Raw genomic sequence first — 14,374 nt, 5'->3', positions numbered from 1 at the left:
ATGAAGATGTATCTGATCAGTGATAATATCGATACCCTGACAGGAATGCGGCTGGCTGGAGTGGACGGCGTCGTAGTGCATGAGCGCAACGAACTGCGGGGAGCCATTGAAAATGCCATGAACGACAAGACGGTGGGAATTATCCTGCTTACCGAGAAGTTCGGAAGAGAGTTTCCCGATCTGCTTGACGAGATTAAGCTGGAACGTACCATGCCGCTTCTGATTGAGATTCCTGACAGGCACGGAACCGGACGTAAGAAAGATTTTATCACTTCATATGTAAATGAGGCAATTGGCCTGAAACTGTAATGATTATAAAGGGAAACCTATTCCAATAAAAGAAGGTGACACACTTGACGTTAGAACAGAAGATCGAACATCTTAAGGATGCCGCCATGCAAGAGGCAAGAGCCGAAGGCAATGCCATTATGAAGCAGCATGAAGATGCCTTAGAGGGCGTGTTCGAGCAGCATAGGGCGGAAGCACTCCGCCAGTCGGAGACCCGGATAAAAGCAGAAGGCATTAATGCCAGTCAGCAGCTGAATATGGCGATGTCCAAGGCTCAGTTGGAACTTAAGAGGGAATTGAGCAAGACTCAGAAAGAATTGAAAAAAGAACTGTTCCTGGAAGTTGACGAAAAGGTGCAGGAGTATATGAAGACGGAAGATTATAAGCATCTTCTGGTTGCGTACATTGAGAAGGCTGCAAGATTCGCGGGCGGGGAAGCTATGACTATATATATCAATCCTACGGATGCCGATAAAAAGGAGTATCTGGAGGAACATACCGGCATGACGCTGACCATAAGCAAAGAGGATTTTATCGGAGGGGTGCGCGCAGTCATTCATGAGCGCAATATTCTGATCGACCGCGCATTCAAGGGCGCGATAGACAATGAGTACCATAAATTCGTATTTAAGGGAGGTGCGGGAGTTGAATAGTGTAAAGACTGGAAAGATCTACGGCATCAATGGCCCCGTTATCTATCTGAAAGGCAAGACTGGATTCAAGATGTCAGAGATGGTATATGTGGGAAAGGAAAAACTGGTAGGCGAAGTCATTTCCCTGGATAAGGATCTGACAACAATCCAGGTATATGAGGAAACTTCCGGCCTTACGCCAGGGGAAGAAGTGGAGGCAACGGGTGCCGCAGTATCAGTTACGCTTGCTCCCGGTATCTTGAACAATATATTTGACGGTATTGAGCGGCCTTTGGAGAAGATTGCCGATTCTGGCGGAGCGTTCATTACCCGAGGCGTCAGCGTAGATTCCCTGGATACGCAGAAATTATGGGATACCCACATTACCGTGAAGCCAGGCGAGGTTCTACATGGAGGTACAGTAATCGCGGAGGTTCAGGAGACGCATGCGATCCTGCATAAATGTATGGTGCCGCCGGACATGGAAGGTACGGTAATCTCGGTTGTCTCGGATGGCCAGTATACAATTAATGACGTGATCGTGACGATGGAACTATTGGATGGCAGCAGGAAGGAATTGACCATGATGCAGAAGTGGCCAATCCGCGTTCCCAGGCCGGTACATCACAGATATCCGGCCAGCGTGCCATTGATTACCGGCCAGCGAATACTGGATACCATGTTCCCGATCGCCAAAGGAGGTACAGCTGCAATCCCCGGGGGATTCGGAACGGGAAAGACGATGACCCAGCATCAGATCGCAAAGTGGTCTGACGCAGATATTATCGTGTACATCGGATGTGGCGAGCGTGGCAACGAGATGACACAGGTTCTGGAAGAATTCTCCCAGCTGGTGGATCCCAGAACAGGCAACCAGCTGATGGACCGGACGACGCTGATCGCCAATACGTCCAACATGCCGGTGGCGGCCCGCGAGGCGTCTATATATACAGGGCTTACGCTGGCGGAATACTACCGGGATATGGGATATGACGTGGCGATCATGGCGGACTCTACCTCCAGGTGGGCGGAGGCTCTGCGAGAACTGTCCGGACGTCTGGAAGAGATGCCGGCAGAAGAAGGATTCCCGGCATACCTGGCATCCCGTCTTTCTGCGTTCTATGAGCGGGCAGGAATGATGCAGACGCTGAATGGGTCGACCGGATCCGTATCTATTATCGGCGCGGTATCCCCGCAAGGCGGAGACTTCTCCGAGCCGGTTACGCAGAATACGAAGCGATTTGTCAGGTGCTTCTGGGGGCTGGATAAAACTTTGGCTTACTCCAGGCATTTTCCGGCAATCCACTGGCTGTCCAGTTACAGCGAGTATCTGAATGACTTAAGCGGCTGGTACTCAGATTATGTATCGCCGAAGTTCGTAGATTACAGGAATCGCCTGATGGCTCTTCTAAATCAGGAGAGCAGCCTGATGGAGATTGTAAAGCTGATCGGAGGGGACGTTCTTCCGGATGACCAGAAGCTGGTACTTGAGATTGCCAAGGTCATCCGATTGGGATTCCTGCAGCAGAATGCGTTTCACAAGGACGATACTTGCGTGTCCATGGAGAAGCAGTTCAAGATGATGGATGTAATCCTGTATCTGTATAAGAAGTCCAGACAGTTGGTGGCTATGGGAATGCCAATGTCGGTATTGAAGGCGGAAGGCATATATGAAAAAGTGATTGCTATCAAGTACGATGTACCGAATGACAATCTGCAGCTGCTGGATCTATATAAAAAGGATATTGATGATTTCTACCATCGCGTGATTGAGAAGAATGCATAAGGGAGGGAGCGGACATGGCAATAGAATATCTTGGATTAAGCAATATTAACGGCCCTCTCGTTGTCTTGGAAGGAATACAGGATGCCTTTTTCGACGAGATTGTAGAGTTTGTGGTAGAAGGCAGCACGAGAAAGATGGGCCGTATCGTAGAACTGGACGAAGACAAGGCTATTATACAGGTATTTGAAGGGACGGAGAATATGTCTCTTACCAATACCCATACGAAACTGACCGGCCATCCGATGGAAGTTGCGGTATCGCCGGATATGCTGGGGCGTACGTTTAACGGAATCGGGGAGCCGATTGACGGGCTGGGGCCGATTACCTCGACGGACAGGCGGGATGTAAACGGGCTGCCCCTGAATCCGGTTCGCCGGGAATATCCGAGGAACTATATCCGTACGGGTATATCTGCGATTGATGGGCTGACGACATTGATCCGTGGTCAGAAACTGCCAATATTCTCTGGAAATGGCCTTCCTCATGACCAGCTTGCCGCGCAGATAGTAAAGCAGGCATCGCTGGGAGATAATGCAGAAGGAGAGTTCGCGGTGGTATTCGGAGCGATGGGCGTAAAACATGATGTCGCCGAGTTCTTCCAGAAGACTTTCGAGGAAAGCGGCGTGTCGGACCACGTCTGCATGTTCCTTAACCTGGCCAATGATCCGGTAGTAGAGCGGCTGATCACGCCGAAGGTGGCGCTGACGGTTGCCGAGTATCTGGCTTTCGAGTGTAATATGCACATCCTGGTCATCCTGACGGATATGACTTCATTTGCGGAGGCGATGAGGGAGGTGTCTTCCTCGAAGGGAGAGATTCCGTCAAGAAAGGGATATCCGGGTTATCTGTACAGCGAGCTGGCCACCATATATGAGCGTGCGGGAATTGTAGAAGGGGCGAACGGCTCGGTGACCCAGCTTCCGATCCTGACCATGCCAAATGACGACATTACCCATCCGATTCCTGATCTTACCGGGTACATTACGGAAGGACAGGTGGTTCTGGACCGGAACCTGCATGGCCAGGCCATCTATCCGCCCATCAGCATCCTTCCGTCCCTTTCACGTCTGATGAAGGATGGGATCGGCGAAGGCTACACGAGGGAAGATCATCAGGATCTGGCAAACCAGCTCTTCTCTGCTTATGCAAAAGTAGGCGAGGCCAGGAATCTGGCTTCTGTTATCGGTGAGGATGAACTGTCGCCTATTGATAAGCAGTATCTGAAGTTTGGAGAGGAGTTCGAGCACCGCTATATCGGCCAGGGCCCTACCGAGAACCGTACAATTCAGGATACCCTAGATCTTGGGTGGGAGCTTTTAGGGCTACTACCAAAAGAGGAACTGGATCGTATCGATACAAAACTGATAGACAAATATTATCCAAAAGAGGCGCAGGAGGCTTAAGGATAAAGCGATATTTTGACAGAAAGGAAGTCGGTATATGGATCCCCGGGAATTTCCAACCAAAGGAAACTTAATGCTTGCGAAGAATTCGCTTGCCCTTGCCCACCAGGGATATGACCTGATGGATAAGAAGCGCAACATTCTGCTGAAAGAGTTGATGAGCCTGATAGATGAGGCCAAAGATATACAGGAACAGATCGATACTACCTTTACTAAGGCCTATGCATGCCTGCAGAGAGCCAATATAGAGCATGGAATCAGCAAGGTTCAGGAACTGGCATTTACCGTCCCCATCGAGGATTCAATCCGGATCCAGACCCGCAGCATCATGGGGACGGAGATACCATATGTGAAGTATGACGCGAAGCAGAATGACCTGACCTATGCATTCAGTACGACGCATGAGTCTATTGATATTGTCCGTGAGGCGTTCCGGGAGGTAAAGGATCTGACCATCAAGCTGTCGATGGTCGAGAACGCGGCATACCGGCTGGCGACGAATATCAAGAAGACCCAGAAGCGTGCCAATGCGCTTAAAAATATTACTATTCCTATGTACAGCAATCTGGTATATACGATCAATAACGCGCTGGAAGAAAAGGAAAGGGAAGAATTCACGCGGCTGAAGGTTATAAAGAAAATGCAGGGCAAATAAGAAGCACATTGATGAAAGAGACGGTCTATGGACAAAAGGCCGTCTCTTTTTTGACTCTGCATCAGGAATATGCACCAAATGACAGGAATGGTAAACAAAAAAAGTAATAATTTCGTCATTTGATAGATAATCATTGACTATATGGATATAGGTGTACGCAACTTATTGCAACGTTCCCGTAAATTAGTTATAATGATACTATTCATTAGGAAAGTATACTAAAATGATGCCTCAATTGGAAAATAGTTGAAAAGGGATGTGCCAATGGAACAGAAAAAAAGTAAAGACAATGTATTATACGTAAAGATGTTTGGCAGTTTTTCCATGATTTATGCTGGGGAATCTGTATTGGGAAATAAGGTAAGCGAGACGCAATTTACGTATATGATGCAGATTCTATTGCATAACCGGAAAAATGGAGTCAGCAGGGAAAGTTTGGAAGAGATGTTGTTTGGAGACCGAGATATCAAGAATGTCCATCACACAATGCAGAGTGTTATCTATAATGCTAAGAATAAACTGAGAAAAGCCGGTCTTCCAACAGCAAATTATATTCGGATGGAAAAGGGCGTGTTCTATTGGACCGATAATATACTGGTTGTTGAAGATGCTGCAGAGTTCGACCGCCTGTACAAGGAAGCGCAGCAAGAAAAGGACATAAATGCCAAACTTCAAATTCTACTTGAGGCATGCCATTGTTACACAGGGGAATTCCTATCTATGTACGCCGGTGTCATGTGGGCTGCCGCAGAAGCAAGGAGATACAGAAAGCAGTTCTGCCAATGCGTGGAGGAGGCAGCAGAGATACTCCGGAACAGGCAGGACTACCTGCAACTAGAGCAGTTAGGTACATATGCGTCCGGTATTGTGCCGTTTTCCGACTGGGAGAGTCTTACTATGGAGGCGCTGATCGGAATGGGCAGATATGAGGAAGCAGGCAGTTTATATGCAGAGACCGTTGACCGTTACTTTAAAGAAAGAGGCATCCGCCCATCGCAGAAGTTAATGGATTCGCTGGATCAATTAGGAGAACAGATGCTGCATCCCTATGGAATGCTTGACAAGATACAGACAGAACTTGCCGAATCCAGAGCGGATATATACGGTGGATATCTGTGTTCCTATCCTATATTCCAGGGAATATACCGCATGGTGACCCGGATGATGGATCGGGGAGGCCAGTCCATCTACCTGATGCTATGCACGATTATTGACAGCAAAGGAAACCCAATGAAGGACGGAGAACAGTTGGAAGAGTTATCCCGCCGTCTGGGTGATGCGATCTGCACATCTATCCGCCACGGAGACGCGGTCAACCGGTATGGAAAAGGCCAGTACTTGGTGCTGCTGGTTAATACGACGCTTGAGAACTGTGCCGTGGTTCAGAAGCGGATCAATAATAATTTTCTGATTGGGAGGCAGCGTACTGGGGTTCAATACTATGTAAGCAGCGTGACTTGTGAAATTGAATAATATATGTGCAAGGCGCATTCTTAATGCTCCGCTCCTCGTTATTACGAGAAGCCGGGGCTTTTTTTCTGCCTGAAAAGTGAAATCAATAAAAAAAGTCAAAATCTCCTTTAAAACGGTTGATTTTTGATTCTTCCTTTGATTAACGCTTTGCTATGATGGCATTAGAATCAAGATTTATATGGGATAATGCTGAAAGACAAAGCGGCGAGGAGATGAAGAATATATGAAATTACAGAAGGTGTCAGCCATTCTAGGCCTTACCGTCTGCCTGATTGGAACCCAGATTCCCGGCAATTATGCTGCGAATGTGGCGCAGGCAGCACAAGAAGAGCCAGAAGGCATAAGCCAAGGAGACTCGGGCGTGCTGGATGAATCGCAAGATATGCCAGTGTGGCCTGATGAAGGAAGCACGGCAGGGAAGACGACAAGCGGGCAGACGGAAGGAAATGAAGGAAGCGACTCCGGGGTGGAAGGAAATGAAGGGAGCGGCTCCGGGGTGGAAGGAAATGAAGGGAGCGGCACCGGGACGGAAGGAAATGAAGGAAACGACTCCGGGACGGAAGAAAATGAAGGAAGCGGCGCCGGGACGGGGGAGATACCTGGCCAGGATACGAGACCAGAAAAGCCGGATGCAGGAGTAGAGCCAGGGGGCGGGGCAGGAACAGAAGTGCCCGGGCAAGCCCCTTCTGGAAGTGGAAATATAAAAGTACAGCCAAGGATAAACGGGGGAGGAAAGGGCATAGCAAACTACAGGCCTTCCGCGAAGTTCTCGGACGACCGGGAGAAGATAAAGTATAACGTGGAGATTCCGCTAGATAATCTCCCATCCTTCATTACCCAGGAGATGATAATCGGAGCATTAAAGTGCCAGGATGAGACAGGTTATCCCGCATCTGTGACGATTGCCCAGATTATTCAGGAATCCGGATTCGGCAAGTACGGACCGGGAGGGGAAGAAGGGAAAGGCTTATCCTATCTGGCATACCAGTATAATAATCTGTTTGGAATCAAAGGAACAGGACCTGCGGGCAGCGTAGGCATGCGTACCTGCGAGCAGGCCAGTGACGGATCCGCTTATATGATTACTTCCGGTTTCCGTGTGTATAACACTTACACGGAATGTATAGAAGACAGAACGGAACTATTAAAAGAGGTATATAAGGATCTGACTTTTGGTGTCGAAGATGCCAATACATTTGCCATAAAGGTGGGCAGCCGTTGGGCAACCGATATTCAGTATAGTCAGAGCCTGATCGGGCAGATGGAGAGATATGATCTATACAGGCTCGACCGCATGACGCTGGATGAGTTTGACGGGCTTTTGGGGACGTTTGTAAATCCGTGTCCCGGCTCGACCTTGACTAGCGGCTTCGGACCAAGAAGCATGCCAAAGGCAGGCGCAAGCACATATCATAAAGGCATTGATATGGGAACAGGTACCTATAACATCCCAACCTATGCAGCAGCGTCAGGAACAGTAACATTAGCCGGAGAGATGGGGACGGCCGGGATTATGGTTGAAATTGACCATGGAGATGGGCTGGTCACCAAGTACATGCACCATGACAAAATATATGTTGAAGAAGGACAGAAAGTAGAGAAAGGGCAGCAGATAGGGCTGTCCGGCACGACAGGCAATTCTACAGGCAACCATCTACACTTCCAGGTGGAAGAAGATGGGGTGGCAATCGATCCCGGCCTGTACCTGGGGTTTTAGCAACTCGTCTGAGGTTCTTCCGGAACCAGCCATCACCGGAAGAACTTCTCCTCTAATGAGCGGGGATAGATCGAGCATTCCGAAACCATTTATCAGCTTGCTATATTAAAGTCAATGAATATTATACAAAAATCCTTTTTTCACATGTAATTTTGTCGGTTCTTTTGTCTGTGCGTCTGCTAAGATAGACGAAAGGTAAAAGCGCATAGCGGCCGGAGATAAATTTTACGAAATGCCTGGTTGGGAACACCTTAATAAATAATAGAAAGAAGAAACAACGGTGGGGAAAAGAACATACTACATCGGTTCTCCGAACGGAGTTATTCTCTGCGTGGATAAGCGGCTGAATGGAGAGACGATTGGCCGGATTTATCATGCATACAGCAAAGAGGCAATACACATCTCAGGCATGGAAGAGATGATCGTCTATTTGGAAGGCTTCTTTGACAGATTGGGATTCCCGTTTCCTGGGACAGATGAAAAGACATTCCGTATATCGGGAAAAAAGACAGAACGAGAAGAAAGGATGATAAAGGTTATGCGAGAAGAGGACATATTAGAGAATCACGGAGATGCCGGCACTTTTATTATCCGCGTACAGCATAGGCAGCATAGTAGCTGGCAGGGACTAATTACCTGGGTCGATGAGGACAAGACGGTTGCGTTCCGGTCAGCACTGGAACTGATTAAGCTGATAGACGAAGCGTTGAATGATAAAGACGACGAGTCGGGTAACGAGACATTTGTAAAGAGTTGAGAAAACGTGCAATTATGATGGAATTGGAGGAATACGCGTTATGAAAATGTTAAAAAGATGGCTCGCGTTTTTCGTGGTAGTGGTATTGCTTATAGGAGTGGCGTTTAACGGACGTAGCCCAATTGCTGCGAGTCAGATAGACGAAGGAAATACGACGGAAGGGGCGGCAGCAGGACCCGCAATGGAACAGCAAGGAAGCGAAGAGCCAGAAGCCGCGGACAACAGCAATTCAGAGAGCAACGGCGATATGAACGGGGCGACCGTACAGGAGATAGAGCCGGATACACAGGCAGGCGAAAGCCAGCCAGCTGCATCGACAGAAAACATAGATAATGGAACAGCAGTATATCAGGATGCACTGGAACTGAAGCAGGAAGTGAAAGATGAGAACGGCAAAGTTATCTGCACCGTAACTGCGAATGTTCAAGATGGGACATTCGAAGCAGACACCTCCGAAGTTTCAATGGAAGTTGCAGCGGTGGAACCCAATATTTCTGAAGAAGTAAAGGCATTGATGGAAACGACCATAGACGAGGGGCAGATGCTGGGAAAATATTTCTTCTATCATATTATCTTCAAAATAAATGGCGTACCAACAGAGCCGGGTCGTGAAGTCAAGATCACATTTGAGCCAAAAGATTACCAGATTGCAGATGTAAAGAAAGCAAGAACCTTCTATTATAATGAAGCGAATTCTATCGCAGGAAATCAACAGGCAGAAATCATAGAGATTACACAGAAGGCAGATAAGATCGCAGAATTGCAGAACGCCGGACAGAGCACAGAGCACATCGACGATTATGATCTGGCCGAGATCGCTTTGAGAGATGATGGCTCGGCAGATAAGATCCAGATGGAAGGCAGACGTTCCACAATCTATGGATGCTATCTTAAAGAGCCAAAGCCGGAGGATGGAACGATGAATGGCGGCGCTTCTACAGAAGGAGAGACTAAGGAAGAAGAGACAGAAGGCAAATCGGATATATCAGGTACGGCGGCTTCCATAGAGGAATCAAGAACATTACAGTATGAGGATGCGAATGTATCGGTAACGGTTAGCGCGAATAAAGAAGGCATCATACCTGCGGATTCAAAACTTAAGGTCATTCCCGTCCTTCCTGATGATAAGAAAACCAAAGATCAGTATAAAGAAGTAGAAGATAAACTGAAGGACAAGGCGAAGAACGAAAATTACAGCATTGCAGGATTCCTGGCTTATGATATCAGTTTTGTTGATGAAGATGGAAAAGAAGTCGAGCCAGACGGCAATGTGAAAGTCACGATGGAATACAAGAAAGATGTAATTCCAAAAGAGGTGGAAGTAACAGAGAAAGACCTGGGCGTAACGGTGATGCATCTGGAAGAAAATGAGAAGGGCCAGGTAAAGAAGGTTGTCGACATGGTTGCGGATGATGGATCAAAAGCATCTGTGGAAACAACAGACAACGGCAAGGTGAAAAAGGCAGAATTTGTTACAGATAGTTTTTCTACGTTTACACTTGCATGGCAGGAATATGAGCCATTACTTACAGATTATGCCAACGGCTCTGTGAGAACTAGCGATAACAGTTTGGGAGCGCCGGAGCACAATAAGCGTATCAAATATAATGAGAAAGATAAGGATTATACGCTGACACTGGATGTTACCGGGAAGAGAGGAAAAAAGGCTGGCGTAGATGTACTGCTTGTAATTGATAAGTCTGGAAGCATGGGCTTAAATGATAACGGCCGGACGGACTCTAATTATTTCAACCTGATGCCGACACTTAAGAAAACGGTTCCGACTCTTGTCGATACGATATTGCCGGATTCGGATTCTGTTAACCGGGTGGCAGCGATCAGTTTTAGCAGTGATGATTATACAGGGAACGATATTAGTACTGACTGGGTTGACTATAATGGGAAGAGTGGATTTAATCGGAAAATAGAAGGCCTGGGAACAAAGGGAGGAACCAACTGGCAGTTGGCAATGCGCAATGCGGATAAGAAGTTGAAGCCAAGAGCTGAAAGTCAGAATAAGAAAGTCGTAGTGTTCTTGTCCGATGGCGAGCCTACGTATCGATATGAGAAACGTTCCTATTATCCATACGAGGAATATGAGACAGGGGGCGGCCAGAGTTATAGCAGCGCTAATCTTACGAATGCCGTGGATGAAGTTGCAGGTTCTGACTATTTAAAGGATGCCGAGATCTATTCGGTATATCTGACAAGTCAGACCAGCACAAGAATGACTGAGTTTGCAAATAAACTTACAGCCAAGAACATTAATGCCCACGCCAAAGATGGAACGAATATGGCAAGCGCGCTTCAGGAGATTATCAATCAAATTGTCGCACCGGCGTATCAGAACGTGGTTATTGAGGATACTCTGAGCGAATACGTTCAGTTTCATGATTTTGACCAGGAAAGGAAACCGGTAATAACGGTAAAGAAGACCACGGCTGATGGAGGGACGACAACGCTTAGCCAGAGTGATTACACTCTGAACTATAATTCCTTGACAAAGAAGATATCCGTCAGCCTTCTACATGGAGAGGCATTGGAAGAAGGGGCGACATACAGCATCAGTTTTGATGTGGAGCCGACCGATGCTGCAACGAATTACTTTATAGAACATGGAGAATATCCACATATTGGAGATGAGGGTACGGATGCCGATGGAAATTACACCAGTTCCGGCAAAGAAGGATTCTACTCAAACAGTACTGCAACGGTTAAATATAAGGAAAATAAGGAATCCTTGCAGCAGACGGCAGCATATGCAATGCCGGTCGTACAGGTGGAAAAGGCATTCTGTGATTTTAGTTTTGATAAAGTGAATTCAAAAGACAACCCGGTAGCTGGCGCAAAATTCCTGCTAAAGAATGATAAGGATCCTTCCATAACTTATGTAGCGGTTTCGGAAAGCGACGGAAAAGTTACCTTTAAGAATCTGCGGGTTGGCGAGTATACTTTGACGGAAACGGCAGCAGCAAAGGGGTATGTCAGAGAAACGGCAGAATGGAAGGTAAAAGTTGAAAGGGGCAAAGACGGCAGTATTGCGGCAGCCCTATACCAGTCTGATGGAACAACTCTGACGGAAGGGCAAAAAATCGTCAACTACACGGAGAAGGAAGAAGCAGTCAAGAATTTGGAGAGCGATAAAACCGCCAGCGTGGTTAATGAAGCGGATCGAGTCTTCCAGATTGAACTGTCCGCATCTACTAAAGGCAGGGATGAGGGAATCGCAGCGCAGGCGGCGAGCATCGTGCTCGTGCTGGACGCAAGTGCCTCTATGCAGGAGAATGGCAAGAAACTGAAGGACATACAGGATGCAGCAAAAGCCTTTGTGAACACGACGAAAGAGAAATCTCCCATCAGCGAGATTGCCGTGATATGGTATCAGGGATCAGAGGGATCATCTTCGACGATTACGGACAGTGGATTTTATACGCTGGATACAAGTGATAACGTGGACGCCATCAATCGCTTCATCAGCAACAAGAACGCGTCTGGCGGAACACCTATGGGCGACGCGTTAGAAGAAGCCAATTCTATATTAAGCGGACGTCCGAATTCCAGCAAGTATGCACTCCTTTTTACGGATGGAATGCCAGGATATAATTCCAGCAACAATAGTTTCAACTGCATGGTGGCGAATCATGCCAACAATGAGGCTAAGGAAATCAAGGAATATGCCAAATTATATACGATTGGATACAAATTAAGCGGCAGTTTTAAGTGGGAAGAAGGTCATAGCCAGGATAGTACTAATAATCACGGAAGCCACAAGACCGAGACGAAGGCTGCGGACTTTCTTAAGAATTACCTGGCATCGAGCCCTGAGGGTGACAGAACCTACGCTTATACGACGGATAACACCGATGGCCTGACGAAGATATTTGAAGATATTGCCGGCCAGATTGGAGATTTATATAAGATCAATCCGGAAAAGATCGTTGACGTGATCGATGCGCGCTTCGAATTGACGGAGGAGTCCAAGAAGAAACTGGAAGCAATGGACGGCGTGACGGTGGAAGTGAATCAAGATGGCATGACTACCATCACCTGGACAAAGGATGCAGCCGTGATCGGAAATGCGGAGTCAACAGATCCTGACAATCAGCCATGGAGCGCTAGTTTTCAGGTGAAGGCAAAGGATGACTTTATTGGCGGCAATATGGTACCTACGAATGGTGCAGCATCCGGAATCTATATAAGCGAGGATTCGACAAAATTGTTCCCGCAGCCATCCGTCAATGTACGACTTCTTTCCTTGGATATGGAAGATAAGGAGATTACAGTATATAAAGGAGACTCCATTAAACCAGAAGGATTTGCTGACGAACTGGCAGATACGCTCAAGATTCTAGAACTTGATCAAAAGACCGTTACAGATACGGGAAAGCCAAGTTATCCGGAACTGACAGAGTCTCAAAAAGCAGAACTGCAAGAAAAAGGAACCATTACTTTAGGCGAGGATCAGTCTGTCGAATATGTTTATCCAAATACAGATGAAGCGGTTGGATACTTTGTACATACCTATAAACTGTCCGAGAATCCTGGCGGCAATATGGCGGAACATGTAGTTGATACAGCAGGAGATAGAGTAGAAGTCTATGAACTGAACGTTCAGTTTATACCATATGCTACGAGCGAGCGAGAAGCGATGCCAGAACTTGAAGGAGTCCTTCCGCCAACGCAGACCGGTGGAACAGAACTCAATCCGGATCCGGATCGGCTGATTGCACAGGGCGAATATGTGGTAAATGTAATTGCCGGAGAATTGCAGATAACAAAGAAGCTGACTGAAACATCCGATAAAGACCAGACATTTATATTTACGATAAAAAAGGATGGATTGATATATAAGACAGTTACTTTGACCGTGCCTGCGAATGCCACGCAAGCCACTTATACAGGAGAGGATCTAAGCGACCTTGCGCGTGGTGAATATCTGGTTACCGAGACGCTTTCTGATGGGTATGCGGTAAAGGAATTCTCGATAGGCGAGGGAACAAACTGCAAGAGTAGCAGGAATGAGTCAGAGGAAACCGCAACGTTTACGATGGGCCTGAACAAAGCAGGGAAAGATGTGATTGCTGAAGCCGACTATGAGAGTGGCATTTTAGGGCAGGCAATCTATACAAACGAGAAGGTAATAAGAGACTGGAATATAAAGAAGGTAAGTTCCAGCGATCCAAAACTGGTTTTGGCCAACGCACAGTTTAAGCTGCAATCGACTACTGGCAGCACGGCTTACTATGGCAAGTCTGATGAAAATGGCATTGTGAAGTGGTACGCCAATGAGGACTGCACGCAGGCATTGGCAGGCAAGATTGCTGCAGATACGTATCAATTATCGGAGATGAAAGCGCCTGACGGCTATGCCGTAAGCACGGACATCTGGATGGTAGAAGTTACAAAGAATGGCGCATTAAAGACCATTACGTCTGATGGCAAAGTAATAGAAGGCAACAGGGAAGAAGGAACGACAACCATATTCTTCCAGTTTGAGAATGATCCGGTATACGCCCTTCCGAAGGCCGGCGGCCCGGGAATATTCTGGTATACTGCTGGCGGCACGCTGCTGATGATATTAGCAGGCATGCTGGCTCTATATAAAAACAAGAAAAACGAGGCTGTGCTTCGAAATTAAAAATCCAATGGAGAAAGGGAGAAAA

9 protein-coding genes are annotated in these 14,374 nt (G+C 47.2%); all 9 read left to right on the top strand.

Annotated features, from left to right (window positions below):
- The 9 genes from HDCHBGLK_RS04915 (at window position 1) to HDCHBGLK_RS04875 (ending at window position 14,349) form a co-directional block, all read left to right on the top strand.
- Entirely contained in the window at window positions 1-309 is a 309-nt protein-coding gene (locus tag HDCHBGLK_RS04915; protein ID WP_004606606.1) for a V-type ATP synthase subunit F, read from the top strand.
- Between the two features lie 44 nt (window positions 310-353).
- Window positions 354-941 carry a V-type ATP synthase subunit E gene (locus tag HDCHBGLK_RS04910; protein ID WP_009248364.1) on the top strand — a complete coding sequence of 196 codons (588 nt, stop codon included), beginning with the start codon at window positions 354-356 and terminating at the stop codon, window positions 939-941.
- Window positions 895-2,706: a V-type ATP synthase subunit A gene (locus HDCHBGLK_RS04905; protein ID WP_044941794.1), complete on the top strand. Its 1,812-nt coding sequence runs from the start codon at window positions 895-897 to the stop codon at window positions 2,704-2,706. Before HDCHBGLK_RS04910 ends, HDCHBGLK_RS04905 begins: the two co-directional genes overlap by 47 nt.
- Before the next feature lie 14 nt (window positions 2,707-2,720).
- Window positions 2,721-4,109 carry a V-type ATP synthase subunit B gene (locus tag HDCHBGLK_RS04900; protein WP_004606603.1) on the top strand — a complete coding sequence of 463 codons (1,389 nt, stop codon included), beginning with the start codon at window positions 2,721-2,723 and terminating at the stop codon, window positions 4,107-4,109.
- A 37-nt stretch (window positions 4,110-4,146) separates the two neighbouring features.
- Complete coding sequence (locus HDCHBGLK_RS04895; RefSeq protein WP_004606602.1) at window positions 4,147-4,764, top strand: V-type ATP synthase subunit D; 618 nt, start codon at window positions 4,147-4,149, stop codon at window positions 4,762-4,764.
- A 264-nt stretch (window positions 4,765-5,028) separates the two neighbouring features.
- Entirely contained in the window at window positions 5,029-6,237 is a 1,209-nt protein-coding gene (locus tag HDCHBGLK_RS04890; RefSeq protein ID WP_004606601.1) for a BTAD domain-containing putative transcriptional regulator, read from the top strand.
- Between the two features lie 223 nt (window positions 6,238-6,460).
- Entirely contained in the window at window positions 6,461-7,954 is a 1,494-nt protein-coding gene (locus HDCHBGLK_RS04885; protein ID WP_004606600.1) for a peptidoglycan DD-metalloendopeptidase family protein, read from the top strand.
- 280 nt (window positions 7,955-8,234) lie between these two features.
- On the top strand, window positions 8,235-8,711 hold the full coding sequence (locus HDCHBGLK_RS04880) for a hypothetical protein (protein WP_227035916.1): 477 nt from the start codon (window positions 8,235-8,237) through the stop codon (window positions 8,709-8,711).
- Between the two features lie 40 nt (window positions 8,712-8,751).
- Complete coding sequence (locus HDCHBGLK_RS04875; protein WP_004606597.1) at window positions 8,752-14,349, top strand: DUF7604 domain-containing protein; 5,598 nt, start codon at window positions 8,752-8,754, stop codon at window positions 14,347-14,349.
- The last annotated feature ends 25 nt before the right edge of the window (window positions 14,350-14,374 follow it).

Origin of the sequence: [Clostridium] scindens ATCC 35704, assembly GCF_004295125.1 — a bacterium.
GTDB classification, from domain to species: Bacteria; Bacillota; Clostridia; order Lachnospirales; family Lachnospiraceae; genus Clostridium_AP; species Clostridium_AP scindens.
Note: the sequence above shows the minus strand (reverse complement) of the source record. Positions and strands in the feature narration are given on the sequence as shown.